At 71.7% G+C, this 18,877-nt stretch carries 15 protein-coding genes; 10 read left to right on the top strand and 5 right to left on the bottom strand.

The features are described 5' to 3' along the window. Positions 1-4 precede the first annotated feature (4 nt). Together AB0B90_RS20965 and AB0B90_RS20960 are read left to right on the top strand one after the other, a co-directional pair. Positions 5-1,186 (top strand): alpha/beta hydrolase, encoded by a 1,182-nt coding sequence (locus AB0B90_RS20965; RefSeq protein WP_350942960.1) that lies wholly within the window; start codon positions 5-7, stop codon positions 1,184-1,186. A gap of 137 nt (positions 1,187-1,323) precedes the next feature. After that, positions 1,324-2,472, top strand: coding sequence for an amidohydrolase family protein (locus AB0B90_RS20960; RefSeq protein WP_362924146.1), 1,149 nt, complete (start codon positions 1,324-1,326; stop codon positions 2,470-2,472). A 253-nt stretch (positions 2,473-2,725) separates the two neighbouring features. On the opposite strand, the gene AB0B90_RS20955 is transcribed toward AB0B90_RS20960, so the two are convergent. Continuing rightward, positions 2,726-5,722, bottom strand: a complete 2,997-nt coding sequence (locus tag AB0B90_RS20955) for a BTAD domain-containing putative transcriptional regulator (RefSeq protein ID WP_362924144.1) — start codon at positions 5,720-5,722, stop codon at positions 2,726-2,728. Positions 5,723-6,113: 391 nt separating this feature from the next. Between AB0B90_RS20955 and AB0B90_RS20950 the strand changes: the two genes are divergently transcribed. The 3 genes from AB0B90_RS20950 to AB0B90_RS20940 all read left to right on the top strand — a co-directional run bounded on the left by AB0B90_RS20950 (position 6,114) and on the right by AB0B90_RS20940 (position 10,245). Then, positions 6,114-7,247 carry an alpha/beta fold hydrolase gene (locus tag AB0B90_RS20950; RefSeq protein ID WP_350942956.1) on the top strand — a complete coding sequence of 378 codons (1,134 nt, stop codon included), beginning with the start codon at positions 6,114-6,116 and terminating at the stop codon, positions 7,245-7,247. 65 nt (positions 7,248-7,312) lie between these two features. After that, a complete protein-coding gene (locus AB0B90_RS20945) occupies positions 7,313-8,290 on the top strand; it encodes a cyclase family protein (RefSeq protein ID WP_350942954.1) in 978 nt (325 codons plus the stop codon). Further along, a complete protein-coding gene (locus AB0B90_RS20940) occupies positions 8,287-10,245 on the top strand; it encodes an AMP-binding protein (protein ID WP_350942952.1) in 1,959 nt (652 codons plus the stop codon). The genes AB0B90_RS20945 and AB0B90_RS20940 overlap by 4 nt, the downstream gene beginning before the upstream one ends. A gap of 270 nt (positions 10,246-10,515) precedes the next feature. Here the strand turns inward: AB0B90_RS20940 and AB0B90_RS20935 are convergent, their stop codons facing one another. Genes AB0B90_RS20935 through AB0B90_RS20925 form a run of 3 tightly spaced genes read right to left on the bottom strand, consistent with a single transcriptional unit; the run spans position 10,516 to position 13,443 of the window. Then, positions 10,516-11,454, bottom strand: a complete 939-nt coding sequence (locus AB0B90_RS20935) for an NAD(P)-dependent oxidoreductase (RefSeq protein ID WP_350942950.1) — start codon at positions 11,452-11,454, stop codon at positions 10,516-10,518. Positions 11,455-11,506: 52 nt separating this feature from the next. Then, on the bottom strand, positions 11,507-12,379 hold the full coding sequence (locus AB0B90_RS20930; protein ID WP_362924141.1) for an SDR family oxidoreductase: 873 nt from the start codon (positions 12,377-12,379) through the stop codon (positions 11,507-11,509). 20 nt (positions 12,380-12,399) lie between these two features. Further along, positions 12,400-13,443 carry an alpha/beta fold hydrolase gene (locus tag AB0B90_RS20925; RefSeq protein ID WP_350942947.1) on the bottom strand — a complete coding sequence of 348 codons (1,044 nt, stop codon included), beginning with the start codon at positions 13,441-13,443 and terminating at the stop codon, positions 12,400-12,402. 164 nt (positions 13,444-13,607) lie between these two features. Between AB0B90_RS20925 and AB0B90_RS20920 the strand changes: the two genes are divergently transcribed. Beyond that, positions 13,608-14,060, top strand: a complete 453-nt coding sequence (locus AB0B90_RS20920; RefSeq protein WP_350942945.1) for a PPOX class F420-dependent oxidoreductase — start codon at positions 13,608-13,610, stop codon at positions 14,058-14,060. Positions 14,061-14,100: 40 nt separating this feature from the next. Here the strand turns inward: AB0B90_RS20920 and AB0B90_RS20915 are convergent, their stop codons facing one another. Further along, positions 14,101-15,045, bottom strand: a complete 945-nt coding sequence (locus tag AB0B90_RS20915; RefSeq protein WP_362924138.1) for an LLM class flavin-dependent oxidoreductase — start codon at positions 15,043-15,045, stop codon at positions 14,101-14,103. A 154-nt stretch (positions 15,046-15,199) separates the two neighbouring features. On the opposite strand from AB0B90_RS20915, the gene AB0B90_RS20910 reads away from it, so the two are divergent. The 4 genes from AB0B90_RS20910 to AB0B90_RS20895 all read left to right on the top strand — a co-directional run bounded on the left by AB0B90_RS20910 (position 15,200) and on the right by AB0B90_RS20895 (position 18,702). Next, positions 15,200-15,670, top strand: coding sequence for a MaoC family dehydratase N-terminal domain-containing protein (locus AB0B90_RS20910; protein ID WP_350942942.1), 471 nt, complete (start codon positions 15,200-15,202; stop codon positions 15,668-15,670). Beyond that, complete coding sequence (locus tag AB0B90_RS20905) at positions 15,667-16,161, top strand: MaoC/PaaZ C-terminal domain-containing protein (RefSeq protein ID WP_362924136.1); 495 nt, start codon at positions 15,667-15,669, stop codon at positions 16,159-16,161. The genes AB0B90_RS20910 and AB0B90_RS20905 overlap by 4 nt, the downstream gene beginning before the upstream one ends. A gap of 41 nt (positions 16,162-16,202) precedes the next feature. Continuing rightward, positions 16,203-17,192 (top strand): aldo/keto reductase, encoded by a 990-nt coding sequence (locus AB0B90_RS20900; RefSeq protein ID WP_362924134.1) that lies wholly within the window; start codon positions 16,203-16,205, stop codon positions 17,190-17,192. Positions 17,193-17,517: 325 nt separating this feature from the next. Beyond that, positions 17,518-18,702, top strand: coding sequence for an ABC transporter substrate-binding protein (locus AB0B90_RS20895; protein ID WP_350942937.1), 1,185 nt, complete (start codon positions 17,518-17,520; stop codon positions 18,700-18,702). The last annotated feature ends 175 nt before the right edge of the window (positions 18,703-18,877 follow it).

Genomic DNA, 18,877 nt, shown 5'->3' with positions numbered 1-18,877 from the left:
ACAAGTGGTTGCCGCGATCCGCAATGCCGAGTGGTGCGCCTGGTTCCCCGAGGACTACCGGTGGTCGTACAACGTGATGCTGGTGTTCGCCGTGGTGCCGACCGGCGGTGCCGAGGTCGGTGAGATCGACCGGGTCTGCCGGCGGCTCGCCGGTCACGTGGGCGACGACGAGCGCTGGTTCCGCGAGTGGGGCGCGATGGGCGACCACGTCCGGGGCCTCGCGGAGAAGGCCGAGGCGCGGGGCGACCGCCGCGCGGCCCTCGCGCACTACCGCCGGGCCACCAGCTACTACTTCGCCGCCGAACGGTTCCGTTTCCCCAAGGACTCCGAGGCACTGACCTCCTACCGGGCGATGACGGACTGCTTCCGGCGCGCCGCCGAACTGGACGACCGGTACACGATCGAGCACGTGGAGATCCCGTACGAGGACACCGCGCTGCCCGCGATCTTCATCTCCGCAGCCTCCTCACCCGACGACCGGCGGCCCGCGGTGCTGTTCATGAGCGGGTTCGACGGCAACAAGGAGCACAACTGGTTCCTCGGCGCCGAGGACCTGATCGCCCGCGGCGTCTCGGTGCTGTCGCTGGACAGTCCCGGCGTCGGCGAGGCCGTCCGCTTCCGCGGCATTCCGCTGCGGCACGACTACGAGGTGGCCGGCGGCGCGGCGATCGACTGGCTGGAGGGCCGCTCGGACGTGGACGCCGACCGGATCGGCGTGATGGCGCTCAGCCTGGGCGGCTACTACGCCTCGCGCTGCGCCAGCATGGAGCCCCGGTTCAAGGCCTGCGTCGCCTGGGGCGCGATCTGGGACTACCACCGGATCTGGCGCGAGCGGATCGAGGCGGCGTACGCCAAGCAGCTGCCGGTCCCCGGCGAGCACCTGGTCTGGTCCACCGGGACCTCCTCCAACACCGAGGCGTTGCGGCTGCTGGAGGACTTCCGGCTGGCCGACGTGGTGCCCCGGATGACGTGCCCGTTCCTGCTCGCGCACGGCGAGGACGACCAGCAGGTGCCGGTGTCGGACGCCCACCTGCTGTACGACGCCTGCGGCTCCGCGGACAAGACACTGCGGATCTTCACCAACGAGGAGGGGGCCGCGCAGCACTGCCACATGGACAACCTGTCGATCGCGGTGCCCGAGATCAACGGCTGGCTCGCCGACCGGCTCGGCGCCTCCGCCGGATAACGGCCCTGCGAAGGCGCAGGTTCGGATAACGACCGGCTTAACGGCGGGCGGCCTAGCGTGCTCCTGTCGGAGAGCGGTCGCTCCACCCACGATTCACCACGACCGCCGTGCCCGGCACGACCCATCTGGAGATTTCGATGACCACTGGTAAGCCCCGCCCGCTCATCTCGGTCGACTCCCACGTCGTGGAGCCGAAGGACCTCTGGCTCAAGCGGCTGCCGCAGCGCTTCCAGCACCAGGCACCCCAGGTCCAGTCCACCGACAAGGGCGACTTCTTCATCGTGCCCAACACCGGGATGTCGCCCAAGCCGGTCGGCACCGAGGGCGCCATGATCAACACAAAGATCAACAGTGTGATCACCAAGCCCACCGGCTACCGCTTCGAGGACCAGCGGCCCGGCGCGTACGACCCGGTCGCCCGGCTGGAGGACCAGGACAGTCAGGGCATCCTCGCCGAGATCGTCTACCCGGGCTGGCTGATCGTGCACAGCATCCCCGACTTCGAGCTCAAGGTCGCGTGCGTGCGCGCGTACAACGACTGGCTGTTCGAGGAGTTCTGCTCGCACGACCCCGACCGGCTGATCGGCGCGGTCGCGCTCCCCGTCGGCCCCGGCTCCGTCGAGCCCGCGATCGAGGAGGCCAGGCGCTGGGCCGAGCGCGGCGCCAAGACCTTCCTGCTCCCGCAGGCGGTCCCCGGCATGGCCTGGGGCGACGACCACTGGGAGCCGCTGTGGTCGGTCCTGGAGGAGATCGGGCTGCCCGTCGGGTTCCACCAGGCCGCCGGTCAGGTGGCCATGTTCAACGACAAGACCACCCCCGGCGTGTTCTGGACCACCGCCGTCGGCAACAAGATCAGCCTGGGCTGGGTGTTCATGCAGCTGGTCTACGGCGCGGTCCCCGAACGCCACCCGAACCTGCGGTTCATCCTGGTCGAGGGCGGCATCGGCTGGATCGCCTTCCAGCTCAACACCATGGACCACCTGTTCAACGACCACCACCGCTGGACGATCCCCGAGCTGGCGATGAAGCCCAGCGACTACTTCAACCGCAACTTCTGGGCCACCTTCGAGGACGACCGTCCGGGCATCCTCACCCTGCCCATGCTGGACGAGAAGCGGCTGATGTGGGCCGGGGACTATCCGCACACCGAGGGCAACTTCCCCTACTCGCAGGAGCAGGTCGCGCACGACTTCCAGGGCATCGACGAGTCGGTGGTCTCCGCGATCACCCACGACAACGCGATCGACCTGTTCGGCCTCTCGCTGCCGAGGCTCGTCAAGGCCTGACGGTGGTGCCCCGGGCCGTCAGGCCCTGACGGTGCCCCTGTTCGTCAGGCCCTGACGGCGCTCCTCGCTCCGTCAATGCCTGACGGTCTCCGGCCCTCGACGGCTCTCGACGGCTCTCCATGCCCGACGGGCTCCCGGCCCGTCGAGGTCCGACGGGCGCGTCCGGATCCGGCGGCGGTCGTGACGACCGCCGCCGGACCGCTTCCCCGGCCCGCGTCCACGGCCCGGGCGACGGGCTCGGAAGGCCGCGGGGTCAGCTCCCGCGCAGCTCGCTGACGAGCTGCCGGGTCGTCGGCGTCGGCCCCACTCCGAGCTCGGCCAGGGCCTTGGTGAGCCGCTGGAACTCGGCCAGCACCGCGTGCGGCGCGCCCAGCGCCCCCTCCACCTGCATCCGTACGCAGTAGGCGGACTCGCAGAACGGGTCCCGGTTGATCGCGAACGAGGCCGCCCGCCTGGCACGCTCCAGGTAGCCGAGCGACAGCGCCACCTCGGCGGCGTCGACCGCCGCGTTGACGATCATCACCTCCAGCTCGTGCCGGCGTTCCTCGGCCCACTCCAGCTCGCTCTCCGGCAGGTAGGGCCCCTCGACCAGTTCCAGCGTCGACTCGATCCGCTCCAGCCGCTCCGCGCCGCGCAGCCCGTACGCGTCCTTGATCATCCGTTCGAAGCGCAGGTCGGTGCTGTCCACGTACAGGCCGTCGGCCCAGCGGACGTGGCTCTGCGAGGTCCTGGCGAGGTTCACCCCGGTCGCCTGGCGCAGCTTGTGCACCACCTGGCGGAAGTAGTTGCCGCCTCGGCGCGGGTCGGCGTCGGGGAAGAGCCGTTCCTGCAACCGGTGCCGCTCCACGCCCTCGGGGTGCAGCGTGAGGTAGGCGGCCAGCTCCAGCACCTTGGTCCGGCGCGAGCAGCGGGGCACGCCGTCCACGATCAGGTCGAGCACCGGGCCGTGCGTGTGCACGTCGACGACGATCACCCGCTCGGAGGCCGCGACCGGCTGGCGCTTGCGCGCCTCCGGCGGCTGGTGGCCGACCAGCTGACGCCAGCGGGTGCCGCCGGCGTCGTTCTCGATCTGGCGGCGCAGCACCCCCGGCACGTCGTTCAGCGCGTTCTTCAGGACGAACAGGCAGCCGATCGCGTTCGCGGTCTCGTAGGCGAGCTCGACCGAGGCCGACGCCGCCTCGGCGTTGCCCAGTCTGGCCTCGGCCTCGGCCAGGTAGGTGGCGGCGAAGGGCAGCATCAGGGTGCGGCCCGCCGCCCGCATCGCCTCGGTCGCGCTGCGCAGCACCCGCGCGGCGTCCTCCGGCCGGTCGATCCGCAGGTAGGCCAGGCCCTGGAAGGTCTGGCCCCACTCGGCGTAGCAGCGGTTGCCGCTCGCGGCCGAGCGGCTGATCGCGTCGGCCAGGGTCATCCGGGCGTCGTCCACCCTGCCCAGGGTGAGCTGCAGGACGCCGACCACGACCTCGAAGCAGGGCTCCCAGCCGAACCGGGTCCTGCGGCTGTGCTCGACCGCCGACTCGGCGGCCCACAGCGCCTTCTCCGTCTGCCCCTCGGCCCACAGCAGCCACGCCTCGTGGAAGAACCACAGGTCGGTGTGCGCGCCGAACTTGATCGTCTCGGGAACCTCGTCCAGCAGCTCGCGGGCGAGCGCCAGTTCGCCGCGCCAGACCAGGGCGAGCAGCGGGTGCGGGGTGCGGAAGAACGAGCGCGGCGGCCAGTCGCCCTCCTCGGGCAGCATCCGCAGCAGCTGGTCCAGCCGCCCCTGCACCAGCAGCCCCCAGGAGTACACGCGCTCGCTGTCCACCCAGTCCCTGCCGGGCGGGGAGGCGACCGGCTCGCGGCCCGCCACCGCCTCCAGTTCGTAACGGACCGCCTCGGCCCTGAAGTCGCCCTCGTAGTTGCGGATCAGCTCAAGCGCCTGGGCCGGGCGCCACTGCATGGCGTATCCGACGAACGCGACCGCGCCGGGGTCGGACTTGGCCACGTCGCCGAGCATGCCCTCCTGGTGCAGTCTGCCGATCAGCGCCTGCGCCTCGGGGATGCGCCGCACCCCGTACAGCGCGCGCAGCAGGGCGCCGAGCAGGACCGGCCGGGACTCGACCACCTGGATGCCGAACGTCTCCAGCCAGCGCAGCAGGACCCGCCAGTCGGCGCGGGCGGACAGCGCGGCGACGGCGTTCTCGGCCACGTCCGCGGCCTTCTCCACCTCCCCGGCCTCCAGGTAGGTCTCGACCGCGTCCTCGTGCATCCCGGTCTCCTCCAGGAGCCGGGCGTAGCGGCTCTGCAGGCCGGGCAGCTCGCCGGGCAGCCGCGCCTGCAGCTGCTCGCGCAGGTACTGGCGGAACCGGGGGTGGTAGACGAGCGCGCGGTCGGCCTTGGTCGCCGGCAGGTGCCGCGAGCCGAGTGACTGCCACAGCCGGTAGCCGTCCTCGCCGCAGAGGGCGACCGCGGCCCGCGCGGTGACGATGGCCGGGATCGAGGTGCGGAGCAGGAAGTCCTGCTCCTCCTGCGGGAGGCGGGCCAGGATCTCCCTGGAGACGAAGCCGGCCAGCGCGTCGGGCCCGTTCTCGGACTTGAGGCCGGGGACGATGTCGAAGGCGACGGCGGCGATCCAGCCCTTGGTGGCCTCCATCAGCGGCGCCGGGTCCCGCCCGTCCTGACCGTGCGCGGCGAGCAGCGTGCGGGCCTCCTCCATGTCGAGGGCGAGGTCCTCGCCGCTCATCCTGGCGATCCTGCCCTGCATCATCATCCGGCCGATCGGGCCGCTCAGGTCCTCGCGGCTCAGGATGACCGTACGGACACCCGGCGGCAGGTAGTCGAGGAAGATGCCGAGCACGGCGAGCGCCTCGTCCGCGTCCACCAGCCACTCGCAGTCGTCCAGGACGAGCAGCAGGGAGGTGTCGGCGACGCTCTCGGCGAGCATCGCGGCCACCTCGGTCGTCGGGAAGCCCTCCGCCAGGGCGGACTCCACCGTCCTGGGTGCCTCGGGATTCAGGCCGGACAGCGCCTCGGCCAGGTAGACCATCAGCCGGGACGGGCTGCGGTCGCCGGCGTCGAGGGTGAGCCAGGCCAGCGGCCAGCCGAGTCGCGTGGCGAACATCCGGGTCTGCACGGTCTTGCCCGAGCCGGCCGCAGCGAAGATCACAATCGTCTCGTGAGACACCAGGAAGGCGGCGAACTGTTCGTCCAGCCGGTCCCTGGTGATCGTCCCACGCGGCAGTCCAGGGGGTTGGACCTTGTGACTCAAGATCATGCCAGCCTCAGTTCACCAGAACGTAGCTTCGCGGCAACTTCACCGAAACCCCCGTCGAGTGAAGCCGCACTTCAATCAAGTGCTATGGCAATACTTATGTCAAGAGTGTTGCCGTTTTTAATACCCTTTTCGACACATTGTGGGCTTTATTGATCACTGCGATCTAAGTAACAGATAGTGAGGATCGCCGCCGGCTTCCAGCGGTCTCCGCCTGTCGATGCCGCGGTCCCCGCCTGTCGATGCTGCGCCGCAGGGCGTCACCTCGGCCATCACCCGGGCCACCCCCGTGACGACCCCCGATCCGGCCCCGGGCCCATAACGGCGGTGGTAACGCCGGGTGGGGTGAGGTGACCGTAGCGCCACCCTTCCCGTACGCGAACGGAGCCCTTCGGTGTTCTACTACTTCCCGGACAACTACATGTGGTCCTCGGCCTTCAACCTCGCCCTGATGGCGGGCGGCTCGCTCGGCGAGATGAACCGGTGGCTGTCGCCGCTGCGCGAGGGCGAGCCCGACAACGAGGCCTGGGGCAAGGCGTGGGCGGGGATGGCCGAGCAGCAGGAGACGCAGGCCGCGGAGGACCTCTCCGCCGGGCTGCGCCGCAGCGCCGGCCTCCGCTACCTGCGCGCCTCGGTCTACCACGCCAGCGGCGAGCGGCAGATCCCCCCGGGCCCCGAGAAGAGCGCGAGCTACCAGGCATCGCTGGACGCCTTCGAGAAGGCGATCGAGCTGGTGCCGCTGAACGTGGAGCGGATCGAGGTGGACTCGCCCGACGGCGTACTGCCCGGCTACCTCATCCCGGCCAGGACCGCCGAACCCGCCCCGGTCGTGATCTTCTACGGCGGCTTCGACGTCACCAAGGAGTTCCTCTACGGCTTCATCGAGGAGGAGTTCGTCCCCCGGGGCATCAGCTGCCTGGTGATGGACAGCCCCGGCGTGGGCGAGCCGCTGCGGCTGCGCGACGTACCCTCGCGCCCCGACTACGAGGTGCCGACCGCTGCCGTGATCGACTACCTGGAGACCCGCTCCGACGTGGACGCGAGCCGGATCGGCGTGATGGGGATCAGCCTCGGCGGCTACTACGCGCCGCGGTCGACCGCGTTCGAGCCCAGGATCAAGGCGTGCGCCGCCTGGGGCGGCATCTGGGACTGGGGCGCCACCTGGGAGAAGCGCTGGGCGACCCGGTCCAAGACCGTGTCCGTGCCGTGGTTCCAGCTGCCCTGGGTGATGGGTACCGACACCATGGAGGCCGGCCTGGAACGCGTCAGGCAGTGGACGCTGGTGGACGTACTCCCCAAGATCACCCAACCGCTGCTCATCGTGCACGGCGAGAACGACCGCCAGGTCGCGGTCGAGGACGCGCACAAGGCCTACGCGGCGGCCGGTTCCACGGACAAGACGCTGCGGATCTTCACCGTCGCCGAGGGCGGCGCCGAGCACTGCCAGACCGACGAGCCCGACCCGGCCCGCCAGCTGATCGCCGACTGGTTCGGCCGGCGCTTCGGCACCCTGCCCGCGCAGGACTGACCCGCCGCCGTCCACGGGTTCACGAGGGTTTCGTGAGGGTTTCGTGAGAATGAGGAGACATCGGGATGAGCACTGACACCGGCGGCGGGTCCGCACGCAAGGTGACGCTCGACGACGTGCACGCGCTGTGCGACCGGTACCGGAACTGGGGCAGGTGGGGCCCGGACGACCAGCTCGGCACACTCAACCACATCGAGCCGGAGATGGTCGTCGCCGCGGCGGGACTGGTCCGGCAAGGCAAGATCATCTCCTGTGCGCTGCCCTACGACGGCAACGGCCCCCAGAACGGCTGGGGCGGACGGGTCAACCCGCTGCACTTCATGCTGCAGGACGGCGGCGACGCGGCCATCGGCGCACAGGACCACATGGCCCGGCTGAGGTACGCCGACGACGCGATCTACATGCCCCTGCAGTCGGGCACCCAGTGGGACGCGCTGTCGCACGTGTTCTACGACGGCAAGATGTACAACGGCTACGGGCAGGAGCACGTCTCCAGCACCGGGGCGGAGAAGAACGCGATCCACCTGATGACCGAGAAGGTCGTCGGGCGCGGCGTGCTGCTGGACATCCCCCGCCACCGCGGCGTGCCCTGGCTGGAGCCGGGGCAGGGGATCGACAGCGCCGAACTGGCCGCGTGCGCCGAGTCCCAGGGGGTCGCCGTCGGTCGCGGTGACTTCGTGCTGGTCAGGACCGGCCACATGGCGATGTGCCGCGAACAGGGCGCCTGGGGCGGATACGCCGCGGGCGACGCCCCCGGCCTCACCCTGGACTCGGCGCACTGGATCTGCGGGAACGAGATCGCCGGGGTCGCGACCGACACCTGGGGCATGGAGGTGCGGCCGAACGAACTGGAGGAGATCTTCCAGCCGGTGCACATCGTGCTGCTGGTCAACGCGGGACTGCTGATCGGCGAGATCTTCGACCTGGAGAAGCTCGCCGAGGACTGCGCGGACGACGGCGTGTACGAGTTCATGTTCGCCGCGGGGCCGCTCCCGTTCACCAAGGCGGTCGGCTCGCCGCTCAACCCGATGGCGATCAAATGAACATCGACGAACTCGACCGGCTCCCGGTCGCCTGGGAGCCCGACCCCGCCGACTTCCCCGCCACCCCGCTGGGACGGATGGCGGCCAGGCACGGAATCGCCACCTTCGAGGAGGTGGCGGCCCGCGCCGCCGCCGACCCCGAGTGGTTCTGGGGCGCCGCCGCCGACGACGTGCTGCGCTGGCGGCGACCGTACGACACGGTGCTCGACCTGTCGGACGGCCCGCAGTTCCCGCACTTCTTCAAGGGCGGCGGGCTCAACTGGGCCGACTACGCGGTGGACCGGTGGGTCGAGGAGAACCGCGGCGACGACGAGGCGATCGTCTGGGAGGGCGACGACGGCTCGGTCCGCACCGTCACCTACCGCGAACTGAAGGAGCGCATCGACCGGGCCGCGGGCGCGTTCACCGCGCGCGGCGTCGGCGTGGGCGACGTGGTCGCGCTGTACCTGCCGATGGTGCCCGAGGCCGTGGTGGTCGTGCTCGCCGCCGCCAAGATCGGCGCCGTCGTGGCACCGTTCTTCAGCGGCTTCGGCCCCACCCCGGTGCGCGAACGACTGCTGGACTCCGGCGCCAAGCTGATGGTCACCGCGGACGGCTTCGAGCGCCGAGGCAGGCTCGTCCCGATGAAGGAGACCTTCGACGAGGCCGCCGAGGGCCTGTCGGAGCTGCGTACCGTGCTGGTGGTGCGCCGGCTGGGCCGGGACGCCCCGATGACCGCGGGCCGCGACGAATGGTGGGACGAGGCGCTCGCCGCGGCCGAGCCCGTCGCGGAGACCCCGGTCCTGGACGCCGAGACCCCCTGCATCCTGCTGTACTCCTCGGGCAGCACCGGCCGGCCCAAGGGCTGCCTGCACACCCACTCCGGCCTGCCGTTCAAGTTCGCGCAGGAGGCGAGACACGGGTACGGCATGGACAGGGGCGACCGGCTGCTGTGGCTCACCGACATGGGCTGGGTGATGGGCGTCTACACGATCACCGCCGCCCTCACCAACGGCGCCACCGCCGTGCTGTACGAGGGCACCGCCGACCACCCCACGCCCGACCGGCTCTGGTCGCTGGTCGAGCGGCACCGGGTGACGGTGCTGGGCGTCTCCCCCACCCTGGTCAGGATCCTGGCCGGCCTGGGCGACCGGTGGCCGGACGCGCACGACCTGCCCGACCTGCGGGCGATCTGCAGCACCGGCGAGCCGTGGAACCTGGAGCCGTGGTGGTGGTGCTTCCGCCACGTGGGCAAGGGGCGGACACCGATCGTCAACATGAGCGGCGGCACCGAGTGCGGCGCGTCCATCGTGAGCGGCTCGGTGCACCGGCCGATCAAACCCGCCGGGTTCTCCGGCCCCACCCTGGGCATGGCGGCCGACGTGTTCGACCCCGACGGGCGCTCGGTCCGGGGCGAGGTGGGCGAACTGGTCGTGCGTGGCCCGTGGCCGGGCATCACCAAGGGCTTGTGGGACGGCCCCGAGCGGTATCTGCGGACGTACTGGAGCCGCTACCCGGGCACCTGGCAGCAGGGCGACTTCGCCTATGTCGACGCCGACGGGCACTGGTTCCTGCTGGGCCGCTCCGACGACACCATCATGCTGGCGGGCAAGCGGGTCGGCCCCGCCGAGATCGAGTCGCTGCTCGTCGACGACCCCGAGGTGGTCGAGGCGGCGGCGGTCGGCGTCCCCGACGAGCTGAAGGGCGAGGCGCTGGTCTGCTTCGTCGTACTCGCGGAAGGCGCCGACCCGGCCCTGGTCCTGCCCAGGCTGGAGGCGTCGGTGGTGGCGAGGGAGGGCAAGGCGACCCGGCCCAAGGCGGTGCACGCGGTGCACGCGCTGCCGAAGACGCGCAACGGGAAGGTGATGCGGCGGGTGGCGCGGGCGGTCTACATCGGGGCCGACCCGGGCGACGTGACCGCGCTGGAGAGCCCGGAGCCGCTCGCCTCGCTGCCACGGCAGGCGAGCACCGCCTGACCCACGCACGCCGACGGCGCCCCCGCGAGTCGCGGGGGCGCCGTCGGCGTTGCGGTGATCCATCCGGCTCATCCGGCTCATCCGGCTCATCCGGCTCATCGCGCCGAGGCGCCCGGCCGGTCACGAGTACTCCGTCGACGACGCTGCTGTCGACGTCACGCGTGCGGAAACGCCCCGACCGGTCACGGGTGCGCCGTTCGCGACCCGCGGTCGCCCGTCATGCCGGAAGGCGCCCCGGCCGGTCAGCCGGGGCGCCGTGGTCACGGCCGGTCAGCCGGCCGGGGCGAGGAGGGCGCGCTTCTCCGCCACGATCTCGGCGAGGGCCTCCTCCAGCGGCCAGCGCGTCTCGTAGCCGTAGTCCCGCCGGAAGTACGTGTCGTCGAAGTTCATCGGCCAGCGGTGGTCGGCGTCGGCGGGCTCGATCCTGGCGCCGGGGATCAACCCGCGCGCGATCTCCGCCATCTCCCCGACGCTGCGGTAGTCGCCGCGCACGTGGTAGGCGTTGTGCAGAGGCTCGGGCCCCTGGCTCGCCCGGACGAACGCGTCGGCCGTGTCGTGGATGTACACCATGTTCATCATCGACCCGGAGTGGAACGCGGGCCGACCCGTCTCACCGGCCAGCGGCTTGGTGACCAGCTCGTCGATCAGTCGGCGGGCGGTGCCGATCAGGCAGGCGGCGCCGTAGGCCAGGCCGATCCTGATCGAGGTGTTCATCACGCCCAGCGAGCTCCGGTAGTACTCGCCCATCGTCTCGCCGAAGACCTTGCTGCCCTCGTACACGTCGCCGGCGTGGATCCTGGCGTCCTCGGTGATCGGCTCCCCCGCGCCGTACTCGGCCGGGTCGAACAGGGCGGCGCTGCTCGCCAGCACCGTGCGCTCCACGCCGAGCAGCCTGGCCGCCTCCAGCACGTTGTAGGTGCCGACGATGTTCGACTGGATGCACTGCCCGCGCTGCGCCGCCGACCGGTCGTGCAACTCGGCGGCGAGGTGGATGATCCGGTCCGCCCGGTGCGTGCTGACCAGGTCGGCGACGAGCGCGAAGTCGGTGACGTCCCCCTCGACGAAGGTGAGCGCGTCCGGGGCGCCGGACGGCTCGGCCGCCCACTCGGGCCGCCGGTCGAGCGCGACGACCCGGTGGCCGTCGCGCAGCAGCCGGTCGACGACGTACGAGCCGATGAACCCGGTCGCGCCGGTGACCAGATAGGTCATCGTGATTACTCCTGACTTTCAAGGGATTGAGGAAGTGCGGGGAGAGGGTGCCTCACGTGGCGCTCGGGCGGTATCCGGCGTCGACCTGGAGCGCGGTGCCGGTGACCGAGCGGGCGTCGTCCGAGGCCAGGTAGGCGAAGGCCGCCGCGACCTCCTGCGGATCGATCATCCGGCCGAGCGCCGTCCTGGCCGCGTACCTCGCCTCCAGGCCGTCGTCCGCCGCGCCCGCCGCCGCGAAGATCGCGGTCTTCGCCGGACCCGGCACGACCGCGTTGACCCGCACCCCGTCGGGGCCGTACGCGAGGGCGAGCGAACGGGTCAGGTGCACCACGGCCGCCTTGGCCAGCCCGTACGCCGGGGCACCGGGGGTGGGCCACAGCGCCGCCGCCGAGGCCGTGTTCAGGATGACGCCACCGCCGCGCGGCCGCATGGTCGCGAGAGCCGCGCGGCAGCCGTACCAGACCCCGGCCACGCAGATCCGCCACAGGCGCTCGAAGTCCTCGTCCGCGCCGTCGGCGTCGATCGGACCGCCGGCGATGACGCCGGCGTTGTTCACCGCGATGTCGCACCGGCCGAAACGGTCCACGGCCGCCGTGAAGGCGGCCTCCACCTGCTCGGCGCTGCCGACGTCGGTGCGCTGGAACACCACCCGCTCTCCCGAGGGGTCGATCTCGGCGGCGACGGCGGCGGCCGACTCGGCGAGGTCGGCGAGCACCACCGAGGCGCCCTCGGCGAAGAAGCGCTCGACCGTGGCGCGTCCGATGCCCGAGCCGCCGCCGGTGACCACGGCCGTACGACCGTCCAGCCGCCCGCTCACGGCGCCGGTCACAGGGCCGGTCGCTGGGCCGGTCGCGGTGCCGGTCACAGGGCCGGTCGCGGAGCCTGCCATGGGACCGGTCACGAAGCCTGCCATGGGGCCGGTCACGGAGCCTGCCATGGGGCCGGTCACGACGCACCGCCCGACGGGCGCAGGTGCTTGTCCAGGAAGGCCCCGGCGATCTCGGCTGTGGTGTCCGTCAGCGGTCCCATCGGCCCGCCGTGGCCGCCCTCCGGCGGCAGGTGCAGCTCCTTCGGCTCCCCGGCCCGTGCGTACACGGCCCGGGAGTGGTCGGCGGAGATCACCGTGTCGTCGACCGGAGTGATCAGGCACAGCGCGCGCGGCGCGATGGCGGGCGCGAGGCTCTCCGGCGAGAAGTCCAGCGCCAGCCGGACGTTCTCCAGCGGGTATCCCTCGGGGTAGACCGACTGGATGAACGCGGCCTCGGCGTCGAGGGCCGGGCTCGGCGGCAGCGGCATCAACACCGACAGCGGCACCCGCTCCCCCACCCCGGTACGCGCACCCTCCGCGCCGCCCTCCCCGGGCCCGGTACGCGCACCCTCCGCGCCGTCCCCTCCGGACCCGGTACGCGCACCTTTCGCGCCGTCCCCTCCGGACCCGTTGCGCGCCCGCTCCGCGTCGTCGCGATCCAGCCGCGCCAGCAGCGCGGGCAGGTCCGCCCCGTGCAGTTCCTCCAGCCAGCGCCGCCCGTCGGCGAGCGGGACCAGCGAGAGGCACGCCTTCAGCCGCTCGTCGGCGGCCGCGGCGGCGACCGCGATCGCCCCGCCGAAGCTGGCGCCCATCACGCCCAGCGCCGAGCCGTCGATCTCCGGCCGTCCGGCCAGGTAGGTCGCGGCGGCGGAGACGTCGCGTACCTGCTCGGCCGGGTCGCAGCGCAGCCGGACACCCTCGCTGTCGCCGAAACCGCGGTGGTCGATGGCGAGGACGGCGTACCCGCGCTGGGCGAGCCGCCCGGCGAGCGGCAGCACGCGGAAGTTCACCGCGCCGCTCCAGCCGTGGCTCGCGACGAGGGCCGGTACCGCCCCGGCCCGCTCCCTCGGCGTCACCAGGACGCCGCGCAACCGCAGGCCGTCGCTCCGGAAGTGGACGATCTCGGCGTCGACCTCGGGGCCGCCGGAGAGGTTGAGCTGGATGCCGTCGTCTGCCGACACGATCACGTGGCAGGACCCCCGTTCGGATGGTTCCGGTACTCGGCTGGTTCCGGTACTCGGCGCCACGTAACGCGACCCCCCATTACCCGCCGCGTTACGCCGTGCGCGGGTGCGACCGGGTGCTCTCGACCCGGTGTAGTGAGGGCGGGAGAAAGGAGCCCGGCATGGGCAAGGGACCGCTGCCGATCGAGGCGGACGAACTGTACGACTACCTGCTGACGCGCAAGAGCCTGCACCTGGCCACGCTGAACCCCGACGGCTCGCCGCACCTGGCCACGATGTGGTTCGGCCTGATCGACCATGACATCGTGATGTGGACCCAGCGGAGCTCGGTGAAGGCGCGCAACCTGCGGAACGACCCCCGGATCACCTGCCTGGTGGAGTCCGGCGACGACTACTCCGAGCTGAAGGGCCTGACCGTGTCGGGCCGGGTGGACCTCGTCGAGGACGACGAGTCCATGCTGCGCATCGGCGAGGCGATCATCTCGCGCAACTACCCCGAGCCCGGCAGGCCCGACTACCGGAAGATGGCGCTGTCGGGCCTGCGGGTCGGCATCGTGGTCCGCCCCGAGCACTGGTCGAGCTGGGACTTCGCCCGAACGGCGAAGCAGCGCTAGGACCGCTCGGGTGGCCGAGGTCGCCCGAGCGCGAAGCCACTCAGCCCCTCGGGGCCGGGGCCGTCGCGAGGGCGGGCAGCAACTCGCCGAGTACGGCGGCCCCGTGCCGGTCCGACTCGTCGAGCGGGTGCAGGATCAGGTCGGTGACACCCAGCCCGCCCAGTTCGGCCAGTTGCTCGGCACAGGACTCGACGTCCCCGTAGACGGTGGCCTCCCTGCCGTGCTCGGGGCTTCCGTAGAAGGCGGAGAACCAGGCGTCGACCGTCCGCTCGGCCCGGGAGCGCCGCGGTTCGACGAGCAGGTACACCCGCTTGGCCACGGCCAGGGTCTCCCTGGCCCGCCCCTCCTCGGCGAGGACCTCGTCCAGCCGGACGGCCAGCTCGGCGAACCGCGCGGTGGGCTGCCGTCCGGCCGCGACCCAGCCCGATCCGAGCCGCGCCGCCCGGCGCAGCGCGGGGACCGACCCGCCGCCGACCCAGAGCGGGGGCGGCGCGACCGGGCGCGGGCTGATCCCGACCCCGGTGAAGGGCCAGATCGGGCCTTCGTGGTCGACCTCGTCCTCGGTCCAGAGCCGGCGCACCGCGACGAGGAACTCGTCCAGCACCGCCCCGGGCCCCCGGTCGTCCAGTCGCAGCGAGGGGAACAGCCGGCGGTCGCCGCTGCCGACCCCGACGACCAACCGGCCGTCACCGCCGAGCCGGTCGAGGCTCGCCAGTTCCTTGGCCGCGGTGATCGGGTTGCGCCCGGGGGCGACCAGCACCGCGACCCCCAGCCGCACCCGTGAGGTGTGCGCCGCGGCGAAGCCGAGCATGCCGACCGGCTCCGGCGTCGGTGTCCGGCCCGCGAGCTGGTCCAGGGTCCACAGCGCGTCGACCGGCGAGGCGTCGGCCTCGCGCAGCCAGGTCGCGATCTCCTTGGGGGCGGTGCCGGCGGCGAAGCGCAGCGGCAGGTTGAGCCCGATCCGCGGTCGTGCAACGGCGGACACTCGTGCCTCCTCGGCGACGGCGTCTCGCCGTCGCGAAACGGTGGCGGCCAGCGTGTCCGGGCGCACGTTACCCCCGACGTTACGAACCGCGTCCGTAACTTCGGGGTGAACGGCGGCAGACAAAGATCACAATCACCGAGCAGGAGGGACAAGCATGGCAGTCGAACGGTTCCCGGTCGAGGGGGGCCACATCATGATGTTCGCGCGGGCCATAGGCGACCTCGACCCCGCCTACCACGGCGCGATGACCGGTACTCCCGCGATCGCCCCGCCGACCTTCGTCTGGGCGGCCGACCACTACGACCCCGACAGCGCGGTCCGCCCGAAGCCGGGCGAGCCGTGGGTCGGGTCGGGGAGCACGCCGTCGGGGACCGGCGGCCCCGAGTCGGCCGACCTCGGCCTGCACGCCGAGCAGCGGTTCGAGTATCACCGGCCTGTGCGCGAGGGCGACGTGCTGAGCGCGGTGGACCGCCCCGGCCGTACCTGGACCAAGGAGGGCCGGCGCGGCGGTGCGCTCACCTTCGCCGAGCGGGTCACCGAGTACCGCGACCAGAACGGCGAACCGGTCGTCACCTCGACCCTGGTGACGGTGCGGACCGCCCGTCCGGTCGGAGCGGGCGAATGAGCGCCGTCCCCCCCGCCGCGAACAGCGCGGCAGACGGCGCGGCGAACAGCGCGGTGGACCTCACGCTGGACGTCGCGGTGGGCCAGACCAGGGAGCTGACGCTGGTCAGGGACCTCACCCGGACCAGGATCGTCCAGTACGCGGGCGCGTCCGGCGACTTCAACCCGGTGCACACCGACGAGCGGTTCGCGGTGGAGGCCGCCGGTTACCCGTCGGTGTTCGCGCACGGCATGCTCACGATGGGGATGGCCGGCCGGGTGATCACCGAGTGGTTCGGTCCCGAGTCGCCGCTCCGGTACGAGGCACGGTTCCGCACCCCGGTCTTCCCCGGCGCGACACTGACCGCGCGGGCCGAGGTCGAGTCGGTGGACGGCTCGGCGGGAACGGCCACGGTCACGCTCGCCGTGACCGACCAGCACGGCGCGGTCGTGATGACGGGCACCGCCGTGGTACGCACATCCGCCGGTGGCGCCGGCTCCGAGGACAAGTGACGGCCGCCGCACCGCGCGCCGACGAAGGAGAGGGAACCGTCATGCCTGATGGGAACGAACTGATCGGCCGCGTCGGCTTCGGAAGCGGCACGATGATCGCGCAGGGGTACGGCGCGGTGGACGAGGAGTCCGCCCGGGGCGCCGTCGACGCCGCGTACACGGCCGGGGTGCGGTTCTTCGACACCGCGCACTTCTACGGCTCGGGCCGGTCGGAGGCGATCGTCGGCGAGATGCTGGAGGGCCGGCGCGAGGAGGTCCGGCTGTGCACCAAGGGAGGCGTGCGCTACAGCGACCCGACGAACCTGCTCACCCTGGTCTGCGACTCCTCCTACGACGCGCTGCGCCGGTTCATGGACGAGTCGCTGACCCGGCTGCGCACCGACCAGGTCGATGTGTACCTGCTGCACCAGTTCGACCCGGCGCTCACCCCCGAGCAGCAGATGGAGAACCTGCAGCGGCTCAAGGACGAGGGCCTCGTCCGCGACGTCGGCTTCTGCAACTTCGGCGCCGAGGCGAGCCGGCGGGCCCTCGCCACCGGCATCCCGTCCGCGGTCGAGTACAGCTTCAGCCTGCTCGACCACCGCTACCTGACCGAGCTGTCGGACGCCGGGGCGCGCGGCGGGCTGCGCGTCACCTACGGCTCGTACGTGCACGGTCTGCTGTCGGAGGACTTCCTCCCCGACCACGAGTTCGAGCCGGAGGACTGGCGCGGCCGCAGTCGGCGCGAGGGCCGCTCGGGGACGTCGGGCAACGTGTTCTTCGCCGGGGACGCCTTCGCCGCCAACGTCGCGATCGCCGGGCGGCTGCGGGAGCTGGCCGGGTCGCTGGGCCTCTCGCTGGCCGCGTTCACCCTCGCCCTGACCGTGCGGGAGCCGTACTCGGACATCGCGCTGTTCGGCTGCCGCAACGCGTCCGAGGTGGCGGACGGGCTGAGCGGCCTCGCGGTGGAGCTCGACGAGGAGGTGCTCGCCCGGGTGGCGGAGATCCTGTCGGCCGCCGACCGGCCCACCGAGAACCTGCTGGGTCGGTGAATCGGCCGATCCGCCCCGATTCGACCACTGCCGTCCGCGAATCGGCCAGGTCCGTCCCTAATCAACCGTTGCCGTTCGCGAATCGGCCAGGTCCGTCCTGAATCGCCGGTCGCCGTCCCCGAGTTCGTCGTGAATCGGCCGTCGCCGTCCGCGAATCGGCCAGGTCTGTCCTGATTCGACCGTTGCCGTCTGTGACCCCGCGACTCCGCCCGCCCAACGTAACGCGCACGTTAACGAGACCTCCGCAGTATCTGGTCCTGCCGGCGCTTCGCCGTCACGTCCCAGGTGGCTCCCCGCAGCGGAGCCGGCGATATGAGAGGTTCACATGCGAAAGAGCAAACTCGGAATAGCTGTTCTCGGGATAGCCATGCTGGCGACGGCGTGCGGCTCCGGCGGTGACGAGGGAAGCACCGCGCAGTCGGGCGGCCTGCCCGCCACCATCAAGATCGGTGTTCCGCTGGACGTCAGCGGCGCCGCGGGCATCGCCGGTGTGGGGACCAGCGAGCGCGACGGCGTACGACTCGCGACCAAGGAGATCAACGACACCGGTTTCCTGGGCAGCTCGAAGATCGAGCTGGTGGAGATCGACACGAAGGCGGACAAGCAGGAGGCCGTGCAGGCGGTGCTCAAGCTCGCCTCCGACCAGGTCGACGCGGTCGTCGGCTTCACCCTCACCCCGTCGTTCCTCGCCGCGGGACCGCAGCTGCAGCAGAACGGCATCCCGACCATGGCGGTCGGCCTCTCCTCGGGCGGCGTCACCGAGATCGGCGACTACATGTTCCGCCTCTATCCCGACATGGCCAACGTGATGCCCCCGGCCGACAAGGAGTTCGCCGCCGCGTTCGGCGACCTCAAGACCGCGGCGTACCTGTACCAGAGCGACTCCGAGGCGGCCAAGAACGTCATCGGCAAGCGCCAGGAGGCACTGGAGCAGGCCGGTCTCCAGACCCTGGGCACCGAGACCTTCGTCGGCACCGACACCGACGTGCGCGCCCAGCTGACCAAGCTCAAGCAGCTGAACCCCGACGTGCTGGTCACCATGCCGCTGCCCGGCATGATGAGCACGATCTACCTGCAGCTCGACGAGATCGGCTTCGACAAGCAGGTGTTCATGGCGCCGGACGTCAGCGACGCCACCATGGAGCAGGCCGGCGAGGCCATGCAGTGCTTCGTGTACGTGACGGCCTGGAACGGCCAGAGCAGTGAGGGCAACAACAGCCACTTCCTGGATTACTGGAAGCAGAACGGCGCGCAGCGCTCCGCCACCGTCTTCGAGGCGGCCGGTTACGCGTCGCTGTGGTCGATGGCGCACGCCTTCAAGAACGCCGGCAGCAACGACAAGAAGGCCGTCCGGGACGCGCTGGCGGCCCTGAGCGACCTCGACACCCCGTTCGGCAAGATCGGCTTCACCCAGAACCGGGCCGCCGACGTCAAGGGCACCAAGCTCCAGATCGTGGACAGCAAGATCACCCTGTTCGACGAGCAGAAGTCCCCCGGCTGCAAGGCCTGACCCGCGCCACCCGCCCTGACGCCCCGACCGACCCGACCGCCCAGACCGACCCGCCGCCCCGGCACGCCGCACCACGGTGTGCCGGGGCGTCGTCGTCGGCGGGTGCCCCACCACCCATCGCCCCCACCACCCATCACCCCCGCCGCCCATCACCCTCGCCCATCGCCCCTGCCGC

It is taken from the genome of Streptosporangium sp. NPDC049078, from assembly GCF_040648855.1.
GTDB lineage: Bacteria > Actinomycetota > Actinomycetes > Streptosporangiales > Streptosporangiaceae > Streptosporangium.
The sequence above is the reverse complement of the archived record's forward strand: the minus strand, read 5'-3'. Positions and strand labels throughout refer to the sequence as shown.

Coding starts and splice junctions, on each gene's coding strand:
- AB0B90_RS20960 (WP_362924146.1), top strand. CDS start 1,324: ATGACCACTGGTAAGCCCCGCCCGCTCATCTCGGTCGACTCCCACGTC.
- AB0B90_RS20955 (WP_362924144.1), bottom strand. CDS start 5,722: ATGATCTTGAGTCACAAGGTCCAACCCCCTGGACTGCCGCGTGGGACG.
- AB0B90_RS20945 (WP_350942954.1), top strand. CDS start 7,313: ATGAGCACTGACACCGGCGGCGGGTCCGCACGCAAGGTGACGCTCGAC.
- AB0B90_RS20940 (WP_350942952.1), top strand. CDS start 8,287: ATGAACATCGACGAACTCGACCGGCTCCCGGTCGCCTGGGAGCCCGAC.
- AB0B90_RS20935 (WP_350942950.1), bottom strand. CDS start 11,454: ATGACCTATCTGGTCACCGGCGCGACCGGGTTCATCGGCTCGTACGTC.
- AB0B90_RS20920 (WP_350942945.1), top strand. CDS start 13,608: ATGGGCAAGGGACCGCTGCCGATCGAGGCGGACGAACTGTACGACTAC.
- AB0B90_RS20910 (WP_350942942.1), top strand. CDS start 15,200: ATGGCAGTCGAACGGTTCCCGGTCGAGGGGGGCCACATCATGATGTTC.
- AB0B90_RS20905 (WP_362924136.1), top strand. CDS start 15,667: ATGAGCGCCGTCCCCCCCGCCGCGAACAGCGCGGCAGACGGCGCGGCG.
- AB0B90_RS20900 (WP_362924134.1), top strand. CDS start 16,203: ATGCCTGATGGGAACGAACTGATCGGCCGCGTCGGCTTCGGAAGCGGC.
- AB0B90_RS20895 (WP_350942937.1), top strand. CDS start 17,518: ATGCGAAAGAGCAAACTCGGAATAGCTGTTCTCGGGATAGCCATGCTG.